This is a genomic window from Pseudoalteromonas sp. CO342X (genome assembly GCF_004208915.1).
Lineage (GTDB): Bacteria > Pseudomonadota > Gammaproteobacteria > Enterobacterales > Alteromonadaceae > Pseudoalteromonas > Pseudoalteromonas maricaloris.
Map to the genome: position 1 here is coordinate 248,455 of NZ_SGPH01000020.1, position 26,008 is coordinate 274,462.

Consider the following 26,008-nt stretch of genomic DNA (forward strand, 5'->3'; position numbering starts at 1 on the left):
AACCAACATCTTGTATAGATTTGGTTAACATTTATATTTTTATAGAAGGAGACGACAATGAAATTAAAGTTCAACAAAAAATCGATTAAAGAACTTAGTGTGAACAAAACACTTGCTACTAAGATGACGCCGGCTGTTGCTGGAGGTAATGGCCCTGTAACGATGGATGATGCTTGTAATTCACTTCGAGTCTGTTGGACATTTAGAAATGGCCAAGCAAATTGTGAGATTTGGGGTGATGACCGCTAGCAATAAAAAACGCCAGTAGCTAAACTGGCGTTTTTACAATACATCAAGTAATGCTAATTACTGACCTTTGATTTCACTACGGCCTTTGTATACTGCTTTTTCACCTAGCGCTTCTTCAATACGTAGCAATTGGTTGTACTTAGCTACACGATCCGAACGGCAAAGTGAACCTGTCTTAATTTGACCTGCAGCGGTCGCCACTGCTAAATCAGCAATGGTAGCGTCTTCGGTCTCACCAGAGCGGTGTGAAATAACGGCAGTAAAGCCAGCATCTTGCGCCATTTTGATGGCATCAAGCGTTTCAGACAGTGAACCAATCTGGTTAAATTTAATCAAGATTGAGTTACCAATGCTTTCTTCAATACCACGCTTTAAGATCTTAGTGTTAGTAACAAAAAGATCATCACCCACTAGCTGAACTTTATCGCCAATTTTATCTGTTAGGACTTTCCAGCCAGCCCAGTCGCTTTCGTCTAGGCCATCTTCGATTGATACAATTGGATAACGTGCTGCAAGATCGGCCAAGAAGTCTGCAAAACCTTCCGAGTCGAATGTTTTACCTTCACCCTTTAGGTCATACTTGCCATCGACATAAAACTCAGACGCTGCACAGTCAAGTGCTAGTGTTACGTCTTTGTTCATTTCGTAGCCAGCTGCTGCAACCGCTTCAACAATCACTTCTAGCGCTTCTTCATTTGATTTAAGGTCTGGAGCAAAACCACCTTCATCACCAACAGCAGTGTTCAGGCCACGAGACTTAAGTACGTTTTTCAAGCTATGGAAGATCTCAGCACCCATACGTAGTGCTTCACGGAAGCTCTTTGCGCCAACAGGCTGAACCATAAACTCTTGAATATCAACGTTGTTATCCGCGTGCTCACCACCATTGATAATGTTCATCATCGGAACTGGCATTGAGTACTGACCTGCTGTACCGTTGATGTCTGCGATATGCTCGTATAGCGCCACGCCTTTGTCTTGTGCAGCTGCTTTTGCTGTTGCTAGAGATACCGCAAGGATGGCATTCGCACCTAGTTTTTCTTTGTTTTCAGTGCCGTCTAAGTCCAACATAATTTGGTCGATTGCACGTTGTTCTAGCGCGTTTTGACCTTCAAGTGCTGCCGCGATTTCGTTATTTACGTAGTTTACCGCTGTTAATACACCTTTACCTAAGTAACGAGACTTATCACCGTCACGTAGCTCTAGTGCTTCACGGGTACCCGTAGATGCACCTGATGGCGCACATGCACGGCCCCATGCACCTGACTCCAGGTGTACGTCCGCTTCTACTGTTGGGTTACCGCGTGAGTCCATAACTTCACGGCCAATCACTCTAACGATTTTTGACATCTTGATTCCTCTTATTCCCAAAGTGGTGTGTGTTGCACTGCTTCTGTCGCAGGCGAATTCAGGGTCAATAAACCCGCTTTAAAGTTTGCCTTATCTCTGTTGCTTCGCAAAGTGAAGAATTTACACGTATCACATTGACGCGCCGACAGATAAGAAAAAGTTTGGCGATAAACACTACACTTAGCGCCTATTGCAAAACCTTCTGCAACAAAAAAGCCGTGCAAGAGCACGGCTTTTTCTTATTACGAAGATGCTTTTTGGTGGCTGTATGCCGCCGCAACAAAGCCTTCAAATAATGGGTGACCATCACGAGGCGTTGACGTGAACTCAGGGTGAAACTGAGCCGCGATAAACCAAGGGTGATCTTTATTCTCGATAATCTCAACTAGTTTCTTGTCTTCTGACAGACCAGTAAATTGCAGACCCGCTTTTTCAAGCTCAGCAACATAGTTGTTGTTTACTTCGTAGCGGTGGCGGTGACGCTCAACGATTTCGGCATTACCGTATACTTCACGCACCTTAGAGCCCTCTTTTAAGTGGCAAAGCTGCGCGCCAAGACGCATAGTGCCACCAAGATCAGAATCGTGGTCACGTACTTCAATCTTACCGTCTGCATCTAACCACTCAGTGATCAGACCAACTACTGGGTGTGGGCTTTCAAGATCAAATTCAGTTGAGTTAGCACCAGTCAGACCTGCAACGTTACGCGCATACTCGATTAACGCAACTTGCATCCCTAAACAAATGCCTAGGTATGGTACTTTGTTTTCACGTGCATACTTTGCAGCTAAGATCTTACCTTCAACGCCACGGTTACCAAAGCCACCTGGTACTAAGATAGCATCAAGGTGCTCAAGTAACTCAGTGCCTTTGCTCTCGATATCTTGAGAGTCAACATATTCAATATTCACCGTTAACCGGTTTTTCAAACCAGCATGCTTCAATGCTTCGTTAACTGATTTATATGCGTCCGGTAATTCGATGTATTTACCAACCATACCAATTGTCACTTCACCAGTAGGATTTGACTCTTGATAAAGTACCTGTTCCCACTCAGATAAGTCCGCTTCTGGACGTTCAAGGTAGAAACGACGACAAATGATGTTATCAAGCTCTTGCGACTTCAATAGCGCAGGGATTTTATAAATACTGTCTACGTCTTGTAGCGAGATAACTGCTTTTTCTTCAACGTTAGTGAATAGTGCAATCTTAGCGCGCTCGTTCGCTGGTAGTTTACGATCTGAACGACAGATCAAAATATCAGGTTGAATACCGATTGAACGAAGCTCTTTCACAGAGTGTTGAGTTGGCTTAGTTTTCACTTCGCCCGCAGGGCCTAAGAAAGGCACTAGCGTCAAATGCATAAACAAAGCGCTCTCACGACCAAGCTCTGTGCCTAGCTGACGAATTGCTTCTAGGAAAGGTTGTGACTCGATATCACCAACCGTGCCACCGATCTCTACGATAGCAACATCATGGCCTTCCGCGCCTTCAAGCACGCGACGCTTGATGTCGTTTGTGATGTGAGGAATAACCTGAATAGTGGCACCTAAGTACTCACCTCTACGCTCTTTGCGCAACACGTCTTCAAATACACGGCCTTGTGTAAAGTTGTTACGCTTGGTCATTTTAGTGCGAATAAAACGCTCGTAGTGACCAAGATCAAGGTCGGTTTCCGCGCCGTCTTCGGTTACGAATACTTCACCGTGTTGGATAGGGCTCATAGTCCCAGGGTCAACATTGATGTAAGGATCCAGCTTTAGAATCGTTACTTTCAAGCCACGTGCTTCTAAAATAGCGGCTAAAGAAGCAGCTGCAATACCTTTACCCAAGGAGGATACTACTCCGCCCGTTACGAAGATAAATTTTGTACTCATGCGAACCCTAGAAATTTCAGGAAAATTGGAATTTAAATAAGAATCAAGACGGGGCGATAGTATAGCAAAAGCACCTAAGTCATTCCAGCTAAAAATGACTTAGCACGGTAATATATTTTATCAGGAGGTCGTTTTAAGTAACGAACAAACCGTAAAATCAGTCTCTGTTTTTACTGCGTTGACGACGTTTCACTGTCTCCCAAGCACCATCCATCTCCTCCAAGCTCGCATCTTTAAGTGATAGTGAGGACTCATTCAAAACGGCTTCGACTTGCACAAAGCGATTTCTAAATTTCTCGTTGGCTTGACGTAGCAGCTGCTCCGGATCTCGTTTTATATGTCGGCTCACATTTACAGTTGCAAACAACAAGTCGCCCACCTCTTCCGCCGTATGTTCAGAGAGTGGATCAACTTGCAGCGCCTCGCTCACCTCTGCGACTTCCTCTTGTACTTTATCCCACGCGCCGTGGTAACTTGGCCAGTCAAATCCGAGTTTGGCTGCTTGCTTTTGAATTTTGTAGGCTTTTGATAATGCAGGCAAGCTGCTTGGAATATCCGCCGCGAACGCCCCTTGTTTTTGCGCATGTCTTTCTTGCTGTTTAATGGCGTGCCATTGCTGCTCAAGCTCTGCTTCGCTTAAACTTTCCTGCTTTTCAAATACATGAGGGTGACGTCTCACTAATTTGTCATTGAGAGTTTGCACTATGTCAGCAAAATCAAACAGCCCCTGCTCTTTTCCAAGCTGAGCGTAAAAAATCACTTGGAACAGCAAGTCCCCCAACTCTTCTTTTAAGTGAGCAAAGTCGCCTTGCTCGATAGCATCGGCAACTTCGTGTGCTTCTTCTAACGTATGAGGGACAATGGTTTTAAAGGTTTGCTTTTTATCCCAGTCGCATCCAGTGCTTGGGTCGCGCAGCTGCGACATAATCTCTAGCAGCTGCTCTATCCCCGTTGCTGTAGAAGGCTTAGAGTCGTTTGGCATCAAAAACACCTTCGATTTGCATCAATTTAGTCAGCAAGCGATGCATAGCAGAAAGGTCATCCACCTCTACCTTCATCATAAATACTGCTACGTTTTTATCGTCTTGTGTTTGTACGTTCATATTGAGCACATTGACTTTTTCATTGGCAAGCACAGAGCTAATGTCTCGGATCAGCCCTTGGCGGTCGTGTGCTTCAATTTTTAATGTAATGGCGTACGACGCTTTAACATCATCTGACCAACTGACCGCAATCTCACGCTCTGGATGTACATCCGTAATATGAGCAAACGACTCACAATCAGAGCGATGCACAGCAATACCTCGCCCTTGCGTGATGTAACCCACAATTTCATCGCCCGGTACCGGCTCACAGCATTTCGCCATATGACTCATCAAGCTGCCAACCCCATCAACGACCACGGCGTTTTTGTCGCCTTTAGTGTGTTTTGGCGAGGAGATTTTTAGCTTAGGTGTATCCTCAGGTTTATCTTGAACGTAGTTCAGAAATTGGTTGATACGAATATCACCGGCACCAATCGCCACCATTAAATCGTCGAGCTCTTTAAAGTTAAAGCGGTCAATCGCAGGTTCTAAATCTTTATAGGTAATATCTAGTTTTTGCAGATGACTATCTAAAATTTCCTTACCCGCTTGAAGATTTTTGTCTCTATCTTGCTGCTTAAACCAGTGATGGATCTTACTACGCGCTCTTGAAGAATGAATATATCCCAGCGACGGGTTTAACCAATCTCGACTTGGTGAAGCATTTTTCTGGGTAAGAATTTCTACCTGATCGCCTGTGCGCAATGTGTAAGTGAAAGGCACTATTTTACCAAACACTTTTGCACCAATGCAGCGATGTCCAACATTAGAATGAATGTAGTAAGCGAAGTCGAGTGGCGTCGAGCCTAGCGGCAAATCAAAGATATCGCCCTTGGGCGTGAATACATAAACACGGTCTTCGACAACCTGATTCTTCAGCTCATCTGCTATTTCACTGCCATCTACCACTTCTTCTTGCCATTGCAACAGTTTGCGTAGCCAGCTAATTTTTTGCTCGTATCCTGAGTTTCTGCCCGGCAATGCACCTTCTTTGTACATCCAATGTGCCGCCACCCCAAGCTCTGCATCTCGATGCATGGCCTCAGTGCGAATTTGGATTTCTACCGTTTTGCCCTCAGGACCAAATACCACGGTGTGGATAGACTGATAGCCGTTTTGCTTAGGCGTAGCAATATAGTCGTCAAACTCTTTGTTTAAATGCCGCCAGCTGGTGTGCACAATACCCAAAGCGGCGTAGCAATCTTGAATTTCATCTACCACCACACGCATCGCGCGAATGTCGAACAACTGTTCGAATTCATAGCTTTTCTGCGCCATTTTTTTATAAATGCTGTAAATATGCTTAGGGCGACCGTAGACCTGCGCTTTAATGCCTGCATCCGCAAGTTTTTGTGCCACCGAATTAACCATATTTTCCATATAAGCTTCGCGGTCTAGGCGTTTATCAGAAAGCTTCTTGGCAATAGACTTATACGTATCCGGATGCAAATAACGGAAAGAGAGATCTTCAAGCTCCCATTTTAATTGGCCAATCCCCAAACGGTTCGCAAGTGGCGCAAAAATATTGGCTGCGGCTTTTGCAGCAACGACTCTTTCTTCTTCCGATGCTTTCTTAACCGCACGTAAATGGCAGATTTGCTCAGCAAGCTTAATCACCACGGCACGCACATCTTCCACCATAGCGAGTAACATACGGCGGATATTATCGACTTGTACCTTACCCGAGCTTTGGTGTGCCAAAGTGCTGATGGTGTCCATATTCTCCACCCCTCTTAAAAGCAGAGAGATATTTTTGCCAAGCGCTTCCTCTACTTGCTCAAGGGACAACTTTCCAGCAACAAAATAAGGAGTTAAAAACGCAGTTGCTAAAGATTCGCTATCAAAATTTAAGTCTGCAAGGATCTCGACCATTTCGATGGCATTATTGAGATGTTCCGTTGACTCATCCGCGGGACAAAGTTCATAGGCCTTTTGCAGCCAGTCCCTTTGATCCTCTGACAAGTTTAAGATAGTGAGTCGCGCATCAAACTCTAGTGGCAAAGTGGTTTGATGCGACTGCCGAGTAGCAACCATGTTTTGATACCTCCTTAAAATTACTTACCCACCTCATTTCGGGTAAATTATCTAGCCTAATGCTCGGGCAATAACGGCCTCAAAGCTCAGGTTATTTACACTGTTTTTTAAACAGCGCCATGGTTTCGATATGTCCCGTGTGGACAAACATATTCATTAAGCCAAGCTTCTCTAATTCAAAGCCTGCCTGTGCTATTACCAAAGCATCGCGCGCCAGTGTCACAGGATCACATGACACGTATAAAATACGGGTAAACTGCGTCAACGGTAATTGTTGTAGAACCTCAAGTGCACCAGGCCTTGACGGGTCAAGTACCAACACATCCAGATTTGCGTCGAACCAAGCAGCTTCTGTAATCGACTGAGTTAGATCAAAACAGTGAAACTGAACATTACTGATTTGATTAGTTTGCGCATTTTGCTGAGCCATTGCAACCGATTGCGCTTCACCTTCTACACCAATCACATTTTTTGCTTGTTTTGCGAGCACCAAAGAGAAATTCCCCACCCCACAGAAAAGGTCGAGCACACTTTCATCGTTACTCAGCTGTAGCCAGTCTGTGGCTTGGCGCAGCATTGCTTCGTTTACAGATTGATTTACTTGAATAAAGTTGTTCAATTTAAACTCAAGTGTTAAGCCAAATTCATTAAGGTGATAGAATGGCAACTGAGAGTACACAACTGGCGTCTCGCCATCGTCAAACAGGACCTGACAATTTTTCAGCTCGTTTTGTAACGTTTCGCGAGTCAAAGCGGACAGTGGCTTTGTATGACGACACAACACATACTTATGATTGTCGGCCTGACAAAGCTGAATATGACTGATCAGCCTAAACTCACTTAGCGACTGTGCAAGCGCACTTAGCGTGTTAACAATACGATCAAAAGGCGACACCAATACATCACACTGCGCTATTTCGATAATCTGCTTCGACTGACTTGCTCTAAAGCCTAACTTCATGCTTTTGCTTTGTTTATCATAAATACATGCCAAACGAGCTGCACGACGATAATGAAGCGGCATAGAGGTGATCGGTGCTTGCCAAGGTAAGTGTTTGATATTGGCAAAACGCGCAAAAAGTTTTTCAACTGCATGTTGCTTTTCATTGAGCTGACCATCAACACTTTGATGCTGCAAGCTACAGCCACCACACTGCTGGTAATGCGGGCAAAACGGCTTAACACGCTCTTTAGAGGCATTAAGTACTTTGGTCATCTTCGCTTCCAACAGTTTAGACTTGGCCTGTACAACCTGTGCTCTCACTCGCTCACCAGTCAAGGCACCAGCCACAAAACAGACCTTACCTTCATGGCGAGCAACACCTCGCCCCTGATGATCCATTGACTCTATGTTTAATTCTATTTGCTTTGACGGCTTAGCAGCTTTCTTAGCACGAAAAATCTGTGCCATTGGGTTCCTCATTTGTTTGCTTATCACGTCGGTAAAAGATAATCTTAGTTACAGATTTCTCTGCACTTTTTTGACCCTATGACAAAATTAAACCTGCGTGACAGTATTTTACTACTCACTCTTTTGCCAACCCTTTTGGTTGGCTTGCTACTTGGTGGTTATTTTACTATAAATCGCTACGTAGAGCTTGAGGAAATTCTGATAAGTCAGGGAAATCGCATTGCAGATTCTCTGGCTATGTCAGTAGAATACCCAATAGAAAAACAAGATAAAGCGCATTTACACCGCATTTTAAGCCAAGCACACAATAAACACGCACCACTGGTAAAAAGTATCGCGCTGTTTGATAACCAAAATCAGCTTATTCTTACCAGTAATTATCATAGTGAATTCGACAAATTACATTATTTTGGTGAAGTGCAAAAGCTACAAACCACCGAAGTTACTACACTAAAAAATACCTTTGTGTTTTATTCACCAGTTAAAAACCATTTAGCCAAAAAAACCGATTGGCATAGTGCTGAGCCAGCTACGCTCGCGGTTTTAGTTGTAGAGATCAGTAAAGACCAAGCCTTGATATCGCAGCAGCGCGCGCTGATCTTGAGTGCTATTGTTATTATTTTCTCCTTTTTACTTAGTGTTATGTTGGCCATGCGATTATCACGTATGCTGACCAAGCCGATTGCCAGTTTGATTTTAGCCACAGACAAACTCAACGAAGGTAAACAAGACATCGCTATCAATGAGCCGATGCGGGGTGAATTTGAGCTGTTGCGCCAAGGCTTGATTGTTATTGGCAGAAAGATGGCCAATCAAAAAGACGAAATGCAAAAGCACATTGATCAGGCAACTAGTGATTATCGCGAAACCCTAGAGCAGTATGAAACGCAGAATATTCAGCTCAATATTGCCAAAAAAGAAGCACAAGACGCTAACCGCGTAAAATCGGATTTCTTGGCTAAGATGAGTCACGAACTTAGAACGCCGCTCAATGGGGTCATTGGCTTTACTCGTCAACTTTATAAAACACCATTAAATAAGCACCAAAAAGATTATTTAGATACCATAGAGCTATCCGCAAATAGCCTGCTTACCATCATTAGTGACATCTTGGATTTCTCAAAACTAGAAGCCGGTGCTATGGAGCTGGAGAATATCCAGTTTGAATTACGCGACGCAGTTAATGAAGTCATGACCTTATTAGCACCAAGTGCCCACGACAAGCAGCTAGAGTTTTCGATTTCTGTTAATCGCCAGGTGCCGGACAACTTAATTGGCGACCCAACGCGATTTAAACAGGTATTGACCAATCTAATTAGTAATGCCATCAAGTTCACGGAAAAAGGCTCAGTCAAAGTGGATATTAACCATCGCTTGATGGATGAATCTCAATCCTCATTGTTAGTGTCTGTCAGCGATACTGGGGTCGGTATTGCGCAGGATAAGCAAGACGCGCTATTTACGCCGTTTGCTCAAGCCGATACCAGTATCACCCGTAAATTTGGCGGCACCGGCCTAGGTCTTATCATCACTAAGCACATTGTTGAGGCGATGAATGGCCGTATCACTCTGAACTCGGCACCTGGAAATGGTACCTGTTTCTCATTTAATGCCGTCTTTGCCCTGCCAAACCGTCTCTACAACGACGACTTACCAAGTAAGCCGCTGGAAAATAAGCGCGTGCTTTACTTTGAACCGCAAGAGCATACTCATCATGCTGTTATGGCTCAGCTACAAGCATGGGACATGCAAGTAACACGCTGCCTCACCGAAGAAGAGTTTGATACAGCCTTGGCGCAGGATTTTAATTACGATATCTGTCTAATCGGCTCTATGGCAAGCGTCGATCAAATGCAGACGGTTAAGAGTTACATCAAGCAAGCTCGCGGCTCCGCAGACTACTTATATTTGATGGTTAATACCGTGTCTCATAATATGCGTGAGGCGCTTATTGGCAGTGGTGCTGACGCTTGTTTAAGCAAACCGCTTAATCACAGAAAACTCTGCGAAATGCTTGCAGCACCTTATCGTTTAGACCACCCAGACATGAGTGCCAATGAAATCGAAGCTACCAGTTTACCACTTAAAGTGCTCGTTGCAGACGATAACGATGCTAACTTGAAGTTGATCTGTACTTTGTTAGATGAGCAGGTAGAGGCAATAGATACCGCACATAATGGCGCTCAAGCAGTCAGTTTATGTAAATCAAGGAAATACGACCTGATATTTATGGATATTCAAATGCCCATAATGGATGGTATAAGCGCCTGTAGAAGCATAAGAGATTCGTCCTTAAATGAGGATACCCCTATCATCGCCGTCACCGCACATGCGCTTGCGGGCGAAAAAGAGCAATTGCTTAAAGATGGTTTTAGTAACTATATGACTAAACCCATAGATGAAGATATGCTCAAGCAAATTATTTGCGACCATAGCGCATCTTCACCAGTCGCGAGACAAAAAAATATCGAGAGTCATCAGCACAGCGTGCCGCCATTTAATAGCCAAATGTTAGATTGGGGATTAGCATTACAGCGAGCGGGTAATAAACCTGATTTAGCATTGGAGATGCTCAACATGCTGCTTTCTAGCGTGCCCGAAACGTTGCAGCAGTTGGAGTCTGCACAAGACGCAGAGGATCTCCCTACGCTGCTCAAAGTAGTGCATAAGTTTCACGGGGCATGTTGTTACACAGGCGTACCAACCCTGAAGAAATTGGCTGAAACCATTGAAACCGGGTTAAAACAAGAAAAACCACTCAGTGATATCGAGCCTGAGCTATTTGAGTTGGTTGATGGACTCACTTTATTGCTTTCTGATTCCGAGCCCGCACAATCCAGCTGATCTTTATGTTCACACTCTTCTATTCGCTACTTTCTATGCTAACAACCATGGAAATAGCGAATAGATAGGAAATGTGGCACATACCTCCTAACACACCAGGCAACGCTTCCCGACAATTTATTACACTTTCTAACAGCACTTTCCCAAGTCTTGTAACAAACTTCTTACATTCTAAATTCTCGCAATCTTTAACTTACGAAAGGAATTCTGTATGTATCTCATCAAGTCAGCTCTTACGTCTGCTGCCATCTTCACTCTCGCTTTTGCTTCTTGTAGCCACGCCATTGAAACGTCATCTGACGAATGGCAAGTTCGTCTTGGAGGAGGAGCAGCCGCTGCAGATTTGCCATGGAAAGGCATTGAAAGTGAGCTGATCTCAATTCCCATTATCGATATCCAAAAAGGAAACTGGTTTATCAACAAAGACAGCTTAATTGGCTATCGCTTTCCTATTACCGAAGATTTATCTGTCTACTCCGGATTGGGCTATCGTCAAGACGGCTATGACGGTGTGTTCCGAGATGCTAAATCCGAGGACGAGGTTTTTGAAGGGTATGACGCACCGGATGGCGATGTTACCGTTAACTATGGCGTCACCTATCTGTGGTTTACGCTCGCTGGTCACAGTGATATTTCCGATAATTCAGATTCAACCACGGCTACTTTTTCGGTATCAATCCCACTGTACAATGATGGTCGAGGATTTAAAATCTCAGCAGTAGGTAACGTAGAATGGCAGCAATCTGATTACGTCAATTATATTTACGGGGTGAGCGGGAAAAACATCGATATAAGCCGTGGTCGAGTGGGCTATTTAACTGCTGATGACGCCGTGAACTATTCGGCAGGGTTTACCGCACATTATCAGTTAAAAACACAACTCAGTTTAGTTGGTGGAATAACACGAACTAAGCTCGATGATGTTATTGCCAATAGTCCTTTGCTAGACAGAGACACCAGTGACCTCGCTTATGTTGGCCTAGTCTATCAATTTTAGGCTGTTGCCCGGGTTAAAATTAAATAAAAAACCCAAGTTAAACTTGGGTTTTTTATCTTAATGCTTATGTACATCATCAAATAGTTTAATCGCTTTCGGCGCTTTCCGCTTCTTGATTATGTAGCTCAAGGCTTGCAGACATCGCAGCTTCACGATTAGACTTTGCCGAATCATTGCGCAGTTCATCAATGTGATTGAGGTAGTTTTGATCAACATCACCTGTGATGTATTGACCATCAAATACCGAAGTCTCAAAGCGAGCGATATCTGGGTTTTCTTGACCAACGGCTGCAATCAAGTCGCTTAGGGATTGGTAGATCAAACCGTCCGAGCCAATACTCGCATTGATATCTTCCACTTCACGACCATGAGCGATTAGCTCTGATGCAGAAGGCATATCGATGCCATATACGTTCGGGAATCTTACCTCTGGTGCTGCTGATGCAAAGTACACGTTCTTCGCACCCGCTTCACGCGCCATCTCAACGATTTGCGCTGATGTAGTGCCTCGCACAATCGAATCATCGACAAGTAGCACGTTCTTACCAGCAAACTCTCTGTCAATTGCATTAAGTTTACGACGTACAGACTTCTTACGCAGCTCTTGGCCCGGCATAATAAAAGTACGGCCAATGTAGCGGTTCTTAACAAACCCTTGGCGATAAGGAAGTCCTAGCACGGAAGCAATTTCAAGTGCGATATCACATGATGTTTCAGGGATTGGGATAACCACGTCGATATCTTTATCGCCCCACTCAGTTGCGATTTTCTCACCGAGCTTGGTACCCATATTCACGCGAGTCGCATAAACAGACATTTTATCAATGTTTGAATCTGGACGAGCAAAATATACAAACTCGAAGATACAAGGTGCAAGCGTCGTTTTAGCAGCGCAGATCTGAGAGAAAAACTCACCTTTTTCGGTTACGTAAATAGCTTCACCTGGTGCAACATCTCGCACAAACTCAAAGCCATCCGTTGCCAATGCAACACTCTCTGAAGCGAACATGTATTCCATGCCACGCTCAGTTTCTTTCTTACCGAAAACAAGCGGACGAATACCGTGAGGGTCTCTAAATGCCAAAATACCATGGCCGATGATCATCGCGATACTCGCGTAACCACCAGAAACAATAGACACAACCTCAGTTACTGCCGTAAACATATCTTCCGCGTCTAATTTCATCTTGTCTGTTTTGCCAAGCTCGTGAGCTAAGATATTCAGCAGGATCTCTGAATCAGACGTAGTATTAACATGGCGACGCGCTTGAGTAAACAAACGCTCCTTTAATTTTTCTGCATTGGTTAAGTTGCCATTGTGCGCAAGGGCAATACCAAATGGAGAGTTTACGTAGAAAGGTTGAGCTTCTGCTGAACTTGAAGAACCAGCAGTAGGATAACGTACATGACCAAGACCAATGTTGCCCTGTAGGCGTTTCATGTGTCTTGTATGAAATACGTCTTTCACTAGACCGTTTGCTTTTCGTAAGCTAAACGTATTGTTGTCAATGGTAATAATGCCAGCCGCATCTTGGCCGCGGTGTTGCAAAACAGTTAAGCCGTCATAAATCGCCTGATTAACAGGAGACGTTCCGACTATCCCAACGATACCACACATTAAAAATTTCCTCGCCGATTAACGGTTTACTGAATCTAAAAAGCTCGAGTTATGTTCAAGATAGGAGAAAAACCACTCTATCACAAAGCCAAATTCAGGAATTAAGTTTGATGTTTTCCACCACTGCGTGTCTGGTGCACTGGTAAACGCATCAAGGAAAAAGAGTAAGGCGCTAACGACCAACACACCTCGAAGTCCACCGAATACAATCCCAAAGATCCTATCGGTGCCTGAGAGCCCAGTTCTTTGAACCAGTTCACTCAAGACATAATTAACAAGCCCGCCTAACATCAAGGTCGCAAAAAAGAGTATGGCTATTGCGGCTGCATTTCTTAAAAGGGGTTCTGAAATGAATGTTAGGAAGGTTGCGAGATATTGGTAAAAAATACTAGAGATGAAAAAAGCGCCGATCCATACGACAAGTGACATCGCTTCTTTGACAAAGCCTCGAAGCAAGCCAAAGATAGTCGATAAACCAACAATACCAAGAATGGCGTAATCAACCCAGATCATAGTAACCAATAAGTCGTTAATGTGGGGCGCATTCTAAAAGGTTTGGCATCTAAATGCCAGATCATTTTGTCACTTCAAATTGTGTCAAACGACCATTTAACTTAGTTAATTTCTTTAATTCTGGTAACTTAGCTTCAAGTTCAGCTTTATTTAAAGCTGGTCCGACAAACACTTTTGTCAGTGTACCATTGGGCGTTTTAACGGGTTTAGTAAAGGTTTTAAAGCCATTATCTGCAAGCTTCTTCGTCAATGCATCGACGTTCGACTTATGTGAAAAGCTACCAAGCTGAATGACATAGGCCATTTTTGAAAAGTTAGCAGTCTCAGGACGCGTTAATTTCGCCACCTCAACTTTGTCGGTCGTTGCGACGGGTTTCGCCTCAACGTGTGTAGGTGACGTATCTGATTGCTGCGTATTGGCTAGCGTTGTCTCTTCTGTGCCTTCTAGCTTAGCATCATCGGCGTCAATATCTTCCAGCGGCTCAGAGGGCAACTCAGGCGCAAGCTTGGCTTGCGCATCCACTTTTTCTTGCAGATCAATTGTTTTGAACTCAGGTCTTTCAGGGATCGCTTGAAATCCTTCCTTGTAGTGGACCTTTTCACCATCAAGGATATTTGGAATAAAGATCACCGCAGCTACGACGACGATACTTGTTCCAACAAGGCGATTTATAAATACTGAGTTCACAACTTTACTCTCTACTTTACATTAAATCATCTATAACTATTTTCGCCAGTACTCCATTGCCTCAGCAACGGTAAAGAACGAACCAAATATCACTAGTACCTGCTCGCTCGCAAGTGTATCGAGCTGAGTATCAAGTGCTGCTGTAACGCTATCGAATAAGGTGACATTGCAACTTGAGTCAAGCAATGGCTTAAGGTTTTCCGCACGCTCTCCACGAGGTCCAGAAAGCGAAGCGAAGCTCCAGCTATCTACATATTGGGTGACTTCTTTCAGCACACTGGCTTTGTCTTTATCCGCAAGCATAGCGACTAAGGCATGAATTTTAAACCCTTTTTGCTTGAGTTCTTGTAACTTAGTTGCCAAATATCTTGCAGACTCTGGATTATGAGCAACATCTGTATACACTAACGGCGTGGCATTGAGTTGCTGAAAGCGACCCTCTACTTGCAAATTTGCCAAACAAGTCTTCACGGCATCATAGCTAGGTAGCAACTCAAGTTTAGCTAATACCGTTAACGCTGTCGCAGCATTTTGTGCTGGAATGGCTGGTTTGTCGAAGTGCCAATCAAAATCAAGATATTGCCATCTAAACTGAGAATCTAGCGGGGTAAAATAAAAATCGCGCTTTGATAACACCATATCTGCGGCAATTTCGTCGCCATAGTCCGTAACCGTATGTGGAATATTTAAATCACCAACGATTGCAGGCTTACCACTGCGGAAAATGCCAGCTTTGTCATAGCCTACCAGTTCTCTAGTATCACCCAGATACTCTTTATGATCTAAGTCGACAGTCGTGATAACAGAGGCAAATGGCGAGACTATATTTGTCGCATCAAACCGCCCGCCTAAACCAACTTCAAGCAAAATATAATCAACCTTACAGCGCTTGAAAATACTTAACGCGCCAAGCGTACCAAACTCAAAATAAGTTAGCTGAGTGTCTTTGCGGATGTCGTCGAGGAATTTAAATGCATCGATATGGTACTGATCTTCGAGCTCAACCCCATTCACGCGGACGCGTTCGTTGTAGCGTACTAAATGTGGTGAAGCGTAGGTGCCAACCGACAACCCTTGTGCGAGCAACAACGACTCCAAGCACCTAGCCGTTGTGCCTTTACCATTGGTACCGCCAATTAGAATTATTTTACTGAAAGGCTCAAGTAATCCGGCTTGCTCGGCAACTTGTGCTACACGCTCAAGTCCCATTTCAATGGTGGCTGGATGAATTGCTTCTAAATAACAAAGCCAATCATCAAGGCTTGATGATTGGCTAGGCTGTTTAACCGTCATAAGTTGAGTAGCTCAATTTGAAAAATTTACGCTACTCTATGCTCTTGTTCAGTGGAAGGCAAGTCCATAAACTTCGCCAAAATACGTGCTAACGTATCGCGCATTTCACGACGGTCGACGATCATGTCAATCGCACCGTGTTCTAATAAGAACTCACTGCGCTGGAAACCATCAGGTAGAGTTTCACGTACAGTTTGTTCGATAACACGTGGACCCGCAAAACCGATAAGTGCTTTTGGCTCTGCCACATTGATATCACCAAGCATCGCCAATGATGCAGAAACACCACCCATTGTTGGATCGGTCAATACAGAGATAAATGGCAAGCCTTTGTCACTCATTTTTGCCAATGCAGCACTTGTTTTCGCCATTTGCATCAATGACATAAGTGCCTCTTGCATACGTGCACCACCAGATGCAGAGAAACAAATTAACGGCATGTTATGTTCTAAACAAACGTTAACTGCATCAACAAATCTCGCACCAACAACTGACGCCATTGAACCACCCATAAAGGAGAATTCAAAAGCAACAGCAGCAACAGGAATACCCTTTACGCGACCTTTCATTGCAACTAAAGCGTCTTTCTCACCGCTTGCTTTTTGCGCTTGAACGATACGATCCGAGTACTTTTTAGAGTCTTTAAACTTTAGTACGTCTTGTGGCTCATGCTCTGTGCCAAGCTCTTGACGATCTGCATCATCTAAGAAACTTTCAAGACGTTTACGTGCCGTAATACGCATGTGATGATCACACTTAGGACATACGTTTAAGGACTTTTCTAATTCCGCTTTGTATAGGATTGAATCACAATCTGTACACTTTGCCCAAACCCCTTCTGGGATCTCTTTTTTACCAGAAGATTTAGTGGTTTTAGGTAAGATCTTTTCTAACCAACTCATTTGCAACTCTCTATCGTGCTTTATTCTGTTCCGTCAGCAAAGACAGACATCTTTTCCCAATTAAATCATGATTTAGCTATAGGTGATATAAAAAACTGGTCTTAAGAGTATAAGGTACTACATAAATATGACCGTTACACTAATTCCTCAGGCAAGAATAAAGGCCCAAGCGGCATCTTTTCTATTTGCCATTGTTCAGGGTAGTCCACATCAACTAAATACAATCCGTTAGGTTTTGCCGTAGCACTTGCTAAGGTGCGGTCTTTGGCAACAAGCAGTTCCGCCATCCACTCAGGCTCTTGCTTGCCAACACCAATATCAAGTAAACAACCTGTAATATTGCGCACCATATGATGCAAAAACGCGTTTGCTTTAATATCGATGACAATATATTTGCCAATGCGTTTCACCTCTAAGTGATGGATATTACGAAAGGGTGTATTAGACTGACAATGCACCGCCCTGAAAGAAGTGAAATCTTGCTCCCCTATCATCACAGGGCATGCAGCTTTCATTCTTTCAACATCAAGCTCGTGGTGAAAATGCGTTACGCCACTGCGTAAAATGCCCGGTCTGTAGGTGTGATTATAAATAACGTAGCGGTATCGACGAGCTGTCGCAGAAAAACGAGCATGAAACTCAGGGTCGACTTCTTTAGCAAATCGTACCGCAATGTCGTCGGGAAGCTGAGAGTTCATTCCTAATGTAAAAGCGCTCATATCGCGAGCAGAATCCGTGTCAAAATGCACGAGTTGACCCGTTGCATGAACCCCCGCATCAGTGCGCCCTGCACAAGTTATCTCAACGGGATGATTACAGATATTCGATAGCGCTTTTTCTATTTCTTCTTGGACACTGCTGACATGATTTTGCCTCTGCCAACCACTATAATTTGCACCATTATATTCAATGCCTAACGCTACTCGCATACTTTTTCTATCGCAACCCATAACAAAAACGTCATTTTATGCGATTGGCGATGTGAATTAAAGCGCTTAAGCTAAGAAGTAGATGATGATACCGGCCAAACAAGGCAATTACTTTGTTCGGCCGGTATCGTTGATGTGAGTATTAAGACTCTGTAAGACTTGATTTAAGCGACTTAGCCTCAGCTTGCACCGAATCTGGGCCGTTCTCAATAACATCGTTGAGCGTTGATATAGCCGAGTCATAATCTTGAATTTCAATGTAAGCTTTTGCTAGATCTAATTTAGCGGCGAATCCTTCATCCTCTAAATCAACATCCGTGGTATTTTCACCCGCTAATAGCTCTTCAAAATCGCCAAGCCCAACGTCCATATTTGCGCCAACGTAAGGTTCAACATCGCTATCAAGATCGTCGCTTTGTTCAAGTAGGTCTTCAATTTCTAAGTAGTCTTCTGAACCTTCGGTGTCCGTAGGTAGCGCTTGGGCTTCCCCTGCGACCAATTCGTCTTGTAGCAAGCTATCGAAATCGACTTCAAAATCTTCTGCATTTCCGGCGTCAAAGTCACTGGGATCGTCCAGTTCGCTAAGTAGAGCATCGAAGTCTGCTTGGGTAAAGTCAGCCATAAATTCTTTTTCAATCTCGGCTTCATTGACCTCTGGTAATTCAGATTCAGTTTGTGGCTCAGAAAGTAGAGTTTCCAAGTCATCTTCATCGTTTAATTCTGGCAGAGCCTCTTCAATTTCAAGCTCAGGCTCGTCTTCAAGCAAAGTCTCTTCATCGAAATCAGCGTTTAGCTCTGGCAGCTCGTCTTCGATTTCCAGTTCAGGTTCAGACTCAAGCGTATCACTTTCTGCTGCTTCGACTGGTGCTTCAGGCTCATCAGCAAGCAAAGCCTCTTCATCAAAATCTGCATTTAATTCTGGCAGCTCGTCTTCGATTTCAAGCTCAGGTTCAGACTCAAGCGTATTACTTTCAGCTTCGTCGAGCGGCGCTTCAGGTTCGTCTTCAAGCAAAGTCTCTTCATCAAAATCTGCTGTTAACTCTGGCAGCTCGTCTTCGATTTCAAGCTCAGGTTCAGACTCAAGCGCATCACTTTCAGCTTCGTCGAGCGGTGCTTCAGGTTCGTCTTCAAGCAAAGTTTCTTCATCGAAATCTCCAGTTAATTCTGGCAGCTCGTCTTCGATTTCAAGCTCAGGTTCAGACTCAAGCGTGTCGCTTTCTGCGGCTTCGACTGGCGCTTCAGGTTCACCTTCAAGCAAAGTCTCTTCATCGAAATCTGCGTTTAATTCTGGCAGCTCGTCTTCGATCTCCAGTTCAGGTTCAGACTCAAGCATATCGCTTTCTGCTGCTTCGACTGGTGCTTCAGGCTCATCAGCAAGCAAAGTCTCTTCATCGAAATCTGCGTTTAACTCTGGCAGCTCGTCTTCGATTTCAAGCTCAGGTTCAGACTCAAGCGTGTCGCTTTCTGCGGCTTCGACTGGCGCTTCAGGTTCACCTTCAAGCAAAGTCTCTTCATCGAAATCTGCGTTTAGCTCTGGCAGCTCGTCTTCGATTTCCAGTTCAGGTTCAGACTCAAGCGTATCACCTTCCGCTGCTTCGATTGGTACTTCAGGCTCGTCTTCAAGCAAAGTCTCTTCATCGAAATCTGCGTTTAACTCTGGCAGCTCGTCTTCGATTTCAAGCTCAGGTTCAGACTCAAGCGTATCACTTTCAGCTGCTTCGTCGAGCGGTGCTTCAGGTTCGTCTTCAAGCAAAGTTTCTTCATCGAAATCTGCAGTTAACTCTGGCAGCTCATCTTCGATTTCCAGTTCAGGTTCAGACTCAAGCGCATCACTTTCAGCTTCGTCGAGTGGTGCTTCTGGTTCGTCTTCAAGCAAAGTCTCTTCGTCGAAATCTGCACTAAATTCAGGCAAATCATCTTCATCAAAGCCAGAGATTTCATCGTCGAGAGGATCGTCATCAAGCCCGTCCTCTATATCAAATTGAGCGTCATTGGATAATGCTTCTGATAATGCCTTTTCGGTTTCGCTTTGCGAGTCAGTAGTTTCAAGTTCTTCGCCGAGCTCCAGCTCAGGGTAACTCTCTAGCTCTGCGCTTGGTTGCAGATCTTCTTCGTCAAGAAACTCTTCTTCTGCCAGTAAATCCACTTCGTCATTAAGTGGATCATCTCCCAGCTCAATTTCAACTTCTTCATCCGAGAAGTCGTCTTCAAGTTCAGCATCCAACTCAAACTGTTCTTCGGCTTGAAGCTCCTGTAATAGCTCATCAACACTTTTTAAATCAGGATCTTCAAATTCGCTGTCTTCGTCAGCTTGAACATTTTCATCACTAAAATCTGCTTCATTGGCTAGATCGGACTGTAATGTATCTTCCACCGGTTCTTCAGATGATTCCGGAATAGCATCCTCTTCATCCAACATACCCGACAAGTGTCCTGACTCCGTTTGCTCAGACTCAGCTAAAGGCTGTTTAGACTCCAGTTCAGACTTGTCAGATTCTTCTTCCAGCTCTGGCAAAACATCTTCTGATGTTTCGTCAACTAATGTATCTAGTTCGTTATTTACCAGTTCATCAGATTCTTCTTCCAGCTCTGGCAAAACATCTTCTGGTGTTTCGTCTAGTAATGCATCGAGATCGTCATCGGCCAGTTCATCAGATTCTTCTTCCAGCTCTGGCAAAACATCTTCTGATGTTTCGTCAACTAATGTATCGAGTTCCTTATTTGCCAGTTCATCAGATTCTTCTTCCAGCTCCGGAAAATCATCTTCTGGTGTTTCATCAACTAATGCATCGAGATCGTCATCGGCCAGTTCATCAGATTCTTCTTCCAGCTCTGGCAAAACATCTTCTGGTGTTTCATCAACTAATGCATTGAGATCGTTATTTGCCAGTTCATCAGATTCTTCTTCCAGCTCTGGCAAAACATCTTCTGGTGTTTCATCAACTAATGTATCGAGATCGTCCTCGGCCAGTTCATCAGATTTTTCTTCAAGCTCTGGCAAAACACCTTCTGGTGTTTCGTCAACTAATGCATCGAGTTCGTCATCGGCCAGTTCATCAGTTTTTTCTTTCAGCTCTGGCAAAACATCTTCTGGTGTTTCGTCAACTAGTGCATCGAGTTCGTCATCGGCCAGTTCACCAGATCCTTCTTCCAGCTCTGGCAAAACACCTTCTGGCGCTTCGTCAACTAATGCATCGAGTTCGTCCTCGGCCAGTTCATCAGATTCTTCTTCCAGTTCCGGCAATGTATCCTCTTGCGCTTCATCCAATAAAGCATCGATATCATCACCAGCTAGATCATCGGACTCTTCTTCTAATTCCGGCAACGCATCTTCTTGCGCTTCATCCAATAAAGCATCAATATCGTCACCAGCTAGATCATCAGGCTCATCTTCTAATTCCGGCAACGTATCTTCTTGCGCTTCATCTAATAGAGCATCGATATCATCACCAGCTAAATCATCGGACTCTTCTTCTAATTCCGGCAACGTATCTTCTTGCGCTTCATCCAATAAAGCATCGATATCGTCACCAGCTAGATCACTAGGCTCTTCTTCTAATTCCGGCAACGTATCTTCTTGCGATTCATCCAATAAAGCATCAGTAACGTCACCAGCAAGATCACTAGGCTCTTCTTCTAATTCCGGCAATGTATCTTCTTGCGCTTCATCCAATAAAGCATCGATATCGTCACCAGCGAGCTCATCAGACTCTTCTTCTAATTCCGGCAACGTATCTTCCTGCGCTTCATCCAATAAAGCATCGATATCGTCACCAGCGAGCTCATCAGACTCTTCTTCTAATTCCGGCAACGTATCTTCCTGCGCTTCATCCAATAAAGCATCGATATCGCCACCAGCTAGATCGTCGGACTCTTCTTCTAATTCCGGCAACGTATCTTCCTGTGCTTCATCCAATAAAGCATCGATGTCGTCACCAGCGAGAGCATCTGACTCTTCTTCTAATTCCGGCAACGTATCTTCCTGCGCTTCATCCAATAAAGCATCGATGTCGTCACCAGCGAGAGCATCTGACTCTTCTTCTAATTCCGGCAACGTATCTTCCTGCGCTTCATCCAATAAAGCATCGATATCATCACCGTCGAGCGTATCTGACTCTTCGTCAATTTCAGCTAACGCATCGTCTTGCACTTCATTTAACAGGGCATCAATATCATCACCCGCAAGCTCAGTGCTTGGTTCCTCAAAATCCGGCAATGCATCATCGTCAGCATCTTGAGAGGCATCAAGTAGCGCATCGATATCATCAGCATCGACTAAGCTCTCACTATCAAAATTACCGCTAAATTCGGGCTCTTCATCTAGCGCACCATCAAGAATTGAATCGATATCATCATCGTTTGCACCAGCATCCGCTTGCTCATCTGCGAGTTCCTCGCTCAGAGCGGCAAGGGCATCATCGCTAACATCAATTTCTTCATCTTGAGACTCATTGAACAAATCATCAAGATCGCTGTCACTTAAAATATCTTGGCCATCATCAAGATCAAGCGAAACTTCATCACCAGCCTCGTCAAAGCTCTGTTGCATAAAGTCTTCGTCATGATCATCATCAAACGAAATATCTTCGTTTAGTAAGCTATCCAATTCATCTTGGTCTAACGTATCACTTCCTTCATCGAAGTCGTCATCAAGTGAGTCAAAGGTAATCTCATCGTCTTCAGGTAAGATATCGTCATCTAACTGTACGCTTGCGCCCAGTGCGTCTTCATCGTCGCCCATTCCGATATCAAGTGGGTCTGGCTCAGGGTCAAATGCAGTCGCAGCGGTTGCAGCTCCCGCCGCCGCAGTGCCTGCAGCCACCGATGGTGTTTGCGGAAGAAAATCGTCGTCATCTGTCGACGTTTGAGATTGGTTTCTTCGGCGTAGGTACATTACTAATCCAGCAATTGCCAGTAGCGCTGGTAATGTGGCAAGTAATGCAATGCCAGCTGGTGAGCTAAAGAATGTGCTTAACTCGCTACTTTCTTGCGCTTTTGCCTGAGCTGCCTGCTGGTCAATCATTTCATTTTGTAAGTCAATAACAGCCTTAAGCTGTTGCTGGATTTCGCTGTCTTTACCAAGTTGGGTACGAACCGTTTGAAGTTCAGTAGAAATAGCGCCGAGCTGCTGTTTTAATTTATTGTTTTCGGATAGGATTTCTTCAACATTACGCACCGAGGATTTGAACTCTTTTTGTAAGTCCATCAGGCGCATGTCCTGTTCCATCTTTAAAGAACGCAGTTGATTAGTTAGGTCTTCTTTAGCTTCTTCTACATCGACTTTACGAGCTTGTGTAACCTTTTTTTCAGCTTCGTTTATTGCATTTGGATTCAATAATCCCTTACGCTTCATTTCCCAAAGTTTGTCATCTTGATCTGACTTCTGCTTTGCCAACTCAGGGTTTACACTGCGAATTTCATTGATGGTAGGAATACGTAAATACGCCCCATCCTGCATATGGTTGAGGTTTTTATCTAGAAATGAATTAGGATTTTTATCGTAAAGCGCCTTCATCACCTGATAAATGGTGACCGAGTCATCTGGTCGCACTTTTTGTGCTATACGCCACAATGTATCCGTGGGTCTGATAGGCCCTATTGACCGACCTTGAGCCCCATAATCAACCCCTTTAGGGCCTTTTAGCACTACCCCCTCTTGGGTATATACTGGTGTGGCAATCAGTGCGAATACAAAGATACTAAATAAGGCTAAACCGCGCATGCCGATCCTTTACTCAAATGTTTAACACCCGTTAAACGACATTTTATTATTATGGCTTTGAAGCAAGCTCTATTCCAAATGCAAACTATAAACCAGATATGTTGGAATATCCATTGCAACGTATTGAAAGTTAACATGGTTATAATGCTTTTTACTGATTCTGGAATAGTTGATATAGGTGAAGAATAGTCAAGTATTTGACCTAACGGCAAACTTCTTGGCAGAAGTTTGCCGTTATAACGCAGAATAGTAAGCAAAATTTTGCTTACTTTGCGATATCAAAGGGTGCTTATAGATAGCTTTCTATAAGGGCTTCTGCAATTTGAATGCTATTTGTTGCTGCACCTTTTCTGGTGTTGTCTGATACCACCCATAAGTTTAAGCCCAATGGATGTGAAATATCTTGCCTTACACGGCCTACATAAACGGTATCGTTACCACTTGCATCACTTACCGGTGTTGGGTAATCGTTTTCGTCTTCAATTAGCTCAACACCCGGCGCATCAGCAAGTAACTGCTTAACATGTTCAAGATCATAAGGCATGCGCGTTTCAAGATGAATGGCTTCAGCATGACCGAAAAACACGGGAACTCGAACCGCAGTCGGGTTAACCAAAACACTCGAATCGCCCAAGATTTTTTGCGTTTCCCACACCATCTTCATTTCTTCTTTGGTGTAACCATTTTCTTGGAACGCATCAATTTGAGGAATGACGTTAAAAGCGATTTGTTTGCTAAACACTTCGTTTTCCATCGGTCTTGCATTCATTAAGTTTGCAGTTTGCTTAGCCAACTCGTCTACCGCTTCTTTACCTGCGCCAGATACCGCTTGGTATGTTGAAACATTAATTCTGTCAATGCCATAGGCATCATAAATTGGTTTAAGCGCCACTAGCATTTGGATTGTAGAGCAGTTTGGGTTAGCAATGATGTTACGATTTCTAAAATCTGCAAGGCTGTCTTTATTCACCTCAGGAACGACTAATGGAATATCAAAGTCGTATCTAAAATGTGAGGTGTTATCTATCACAATGCAGCCAGCTTCAGCGGCGATTGGTGCATATTTCTCCGACACGGAACCACCCGCTGAAAACAAACCGATATGGGCATTAGAAAAATCAAACTCTTCAACATCCAGAACTTCGATTTTTTCACCCATAAAATCAATCTCTTCACCCGCGCTTCGGCTACTCGCGAGTGGGTACAATGTGTCTACAGGAAATTTTCGTTCCGCTAGTAATTCGATAATTTGCTTGCCAACAAGACCTGTTGCGCCAAGTACCGCAACATTATATTTTTGCGACATTATTTTTCCTCATTCTGTAATATACCAACCATAGCACTTAACTCTTGTGCTCAGAAAAGCCAAGTTGGTAAAGCTTTTCACTGATTGGTGAGTCATTATTGACTGCAATTGTACTAAATTCTCGACGCACGGGATATGCTTTACGCAAGGTATCAAAGCCCAATGTGTTTAGCTGTTTTCTCATGATGCCATCATCACGACGAATGTCATAAACAAGATGCGCTAAATTGACAATATCTTGCTCATTGGCAGTGCTTTGCAACTGACAGCCAGTGACACTTGGTTTAGGGAGAAAATCACTAATCGTTTTGCTGGCTGGTAAATCGAATTCTCGGCATACAGCTTCGTATAACATTTGCGTGCCTCGCGCCTTCCCCTCTAGCGTATGGCCGGCAATATGCACAGAGGCAAAGCGAGTATATTGCAATAATGGCTGCAAAATATTCGGCTCATTTTCCCAAACGTCTAAGATCAGCTCAAGCGTTTGCCCACCTTCTATCGCGTGCAAAAGCGCTTGATTATCGATAACATCTCCACGGCTTGCATTGATTATCACCGTACCCGGCTTTAATGCCGCTATCCGCGATGCATCAAGTAGATGAACCGTTTTATGCGGGCCCTGCTTAACTAATGGAACGTGAAATGTCACAATATCCGCGCGAGCCAAAGCTTCATCTAACGCTACATGTGAATCCAATGTCCCCGCTTGCTGCCTGACTGGATCACACAATAATATCGTAAGACCAAGCCCTTTAAGCTTTGATGCTAAACACGCGCCAATATTACCAACACCAATGATGGCAATCGTTTTACCTTGAAGTGGTGTGGAGGTTTCTTGTGCGTATGCAAGTAGAGCGCTTATCACGTACTCGGCAACAGCTATCGCATTACAGCCTGGTGCGCTGCTGAACGAGATATTGGCGCTGGCCAACAATGAAGTATCAATATGATCAATCCCTATTGTCGCAGTCCCCACAAACTTCAGTTTATCGGCTCGTGCTAACAGGATCTTGTTGACCTTAGTGACTGAGCGAGTCAACAGAATATCGACGTTTTTCAGCTCGTCAGGTTGAAGGTTACGGCCATCAAACCGAGTTACCTCACCAATTTCGCAGAAGAATGACTCAACTAAGGGCATATTTTGATCGGCTAATATTCGCATGCGGGTTTCCTGTCACCTATTGTCTCGA

General features: G+C 44.1%; 17 protein-coding genes. 3 read left to right on the top strand and 14 right to left on the bottom strand.

Going from position 1 to position 26,008, the window contains the following annotated elements; all coding sequences use genetic code 11:
- The first annotated feature begins 57 nt into the window (after window positions 1–57).
- Window positions 58–249, top strand: a complete 192-nt coding sequence (locus tag EXT47_RS11350) for a hypothetical protein (protein WP_039492625.1) — start codon at window positions 58–60, stop codon at window positions 247–249.
- A 57-nt stretch (window positions 250–306) separates the two neighbouring features.
- Here the strand turns inward: EXT47_RS11350 and eno are convergent, their stop codons facing one another.
- The 5 genes from eno to rlmD form a co-directional block, all read right to left on the bottom strand.
- Window positions 307–1,599, bottom strand: coding sequence for a phosphopyruvate hydratase (gene eno / locus EXT47_RS11355; protein ID WP_130126604.1), 1,293 nt, complete (start codon window positions 1,597–1,599; stop codon window positions 307–309).
- 242 nt (window positions 1,600–1,841) lie between these two features.
- Window positions 1,842–3,476 (bottom strand): CTP synthase, encoded by a 1,635-nt coding sequence (locus EXT47_RS11365; protein ID WP_010369341.1) that lies wholly within the window; start codon window positions 3,474–3,476, stop codon window positions 1,842–1,844.
- Window positions 3,477–3,633: 157 nt separating this feature from the next.
- Entirely contained in the window at window positions 3,634–4,458 is an 825-nt protein-coding gene (gene mazG, locus EXT47_RS11370; protein WP_130126606.1) for a nucleoside triphosphate pyrophosphohydrolase, read from the bottom strand.
- The gene (gene relA, locus EXT47_RS11375) at window positions 4,442–6,595 is read right to left on the bottom strand and encodes a GTP diphosphokinase (protein ID WP_010369348.1); all 2,154 of its coding nucleotides are present in this window, start codon (window positions 6,593–6,595) and stop codon (window positions 4,442–4,444) included. The genes mazG and relA overlap by 17 nt, the downstream gene beginning before the upstream one ends.
- 91 nt (window positions 6,596–6,686) lie before the next feature.
- Window positions 6,687–8,006, bottom strand: coding sequence for a 23S rRNA (uracil(1939)-C(5))-methyltransferase RlmD (gene rlmD, locus EXT47_RS11380; protein WP_130126607.1), 1,320 nt, complete (start codon window positions 8,004–8,006; stop codon window positions 6,687–6,689).
- Window positions 8,007–8,084: 78 nt separating this feature from the next.
- On the opposite strand from rlmD, the gene barA reads away from it, so the two are divergent.
- Window positions 8,085–10,850, top strand: coding sequence for a two-component sensor histidine kinase BarA (gene barA, locus EXT47_RS11385; RefSeq protein ID WP_130126608.1), 2,766 nt, complete (start codon window positions 8,085–8,087; stop codon window positions 10,848–10,850).
- Between the two features lie 211 nt (window positions 10,851–11,061).
- Window positions 11,062–11,847, top strand: coding sequence for a MipA/OmpV family protein (locus EXT47_RS11390; protein ID WP_130126609.1), 786 nt, complete (start codon window positions 11,062–11,064; stop codon window positions 11,845–11,847).
- Between the two features lie 85 nt (window positions 11,848–11,932).
- Here EXT47_RS11390 and purF read toward each other — a convergent pair whose 3' ends face one another.
- The 9 genes from purF to EXT47_RS11435 form a co-directional block, all read right to left on the bottom strand.
- Complete coding sequence (purF, locus tag EXT47_RS11395; RefSeq protein ID WP_039492634.1) at window positions 11,933–13,465, bottom strand: amidophosphoribosyltransferase; 1,533 nt, start codon at window positions 13,463–13,465, stop codon at window positions 11,933–11,935.
- A gap of 18 nt (window positions 13,466–13,483) precedes the next feature.
- On the bottom strand, window positions 13,484–13,978 hold the full coding sequence (locus EXT47_RS11400) for a CvpA family protein (RefSeq protein WP_010369359.1): 495 nt from the start codon (window positions 13,976–13,978) through the stop codon (window positions 13,484–13,486).
- 61 nt (window positions 13,979–14,039) lie between these two features.
- Window positions 14,040–14,666: an SPOR domain-containing protein gene (locus tag EXT47_RS11405; protein WP_039492635.1), complete on the bottom strand. Its 627-nt coding sequence runs from the start codon at window positions 14,664–14,666 to the stop codon at window positions 14,040–14,042.
- Between the two features lie 36 nt (window positions 14,667–14,702).
- Window positions 14,703–15,959, bottom strand: a complete 1,257-nt coding sequence (gene folC, locus EXT47_RS11410; RefSeq protein WP_130126610.1) for a bifunctional tetrahydrofolate synthase/dihydrofolate synthase — start codon at window positions 15,957–15,959, stop codon at window positions 14,703–14,705.
- A 26-nt stretch (window positions 15,960–15,985) separates the two neighbouring features.
- Window positions 15,986–16,861 (bottom strand): acetyl-CoA carboxylase, carboxyltransferase subunit beta, encoded by an 876-nt coding sequence (accD, locus tag EXT47_RS11415; protein ID WP_017218111.1) that lies wholly within the window; start codon window positions 16,859–16,861, stop codon window positions 15,986–15,988.
- A 134-nt stretch (window positions 16,862–16,995) separates the two neighbouring features.
- A complete protein-coding gene (gene truA, locus EXT47_RS11420) occupies window positions 16,996–17,790 on the bottom strand; it encodes a tRNA pseudouridine(38-40) synthase TruA (protein WP_017218112.1) in 795 nt (264 codons plus the stop codon).
- Between the two features lie 142 nt (window positions 17,791–17,932).
- Window positions 17,933–23,512, bottom strand: coding sequence for a FimV/HubP family polar landmark protein (locus EXT47_RS11425; protein ID WP_130126611.1), 5,580 nt, complete (start codon window positions 23,510–23,512; stop codon window positions 17,933–17,935).
- A 289-nt stretch (window positions 23,513–23,801) separates the two neighbouring features.
- On the bottom strand, window positions 23,802–24,818 hold the full coding sequence (locus EXT47_RS11430; RefSeq protein ID WP_039496085.1) for an aspartate-semialdehyde dehydrogenase: 1,017 nt from the start codon (window positions 24,816–24,818) through the stop codon (window positions 23,802–23,804).
- A gap of 37 nt (window positions 24,819–24,855) precedes the next feature.
- Window positions 24,856–25,980 (bottom strand): 4-phosphoerythronate dehydrogenase, encoded by a 1,125-nt coding sequence (locus tag EXT47_RS11435; RefSeq protein WP_039496083.1) that lies wholly within the window; start codon window positions 25,978–25,980, stop codon window positions 24,856–24,858.
- Between the last annotated feature and the right edge of the window lie 28 nt (window positions 25,981–26,008).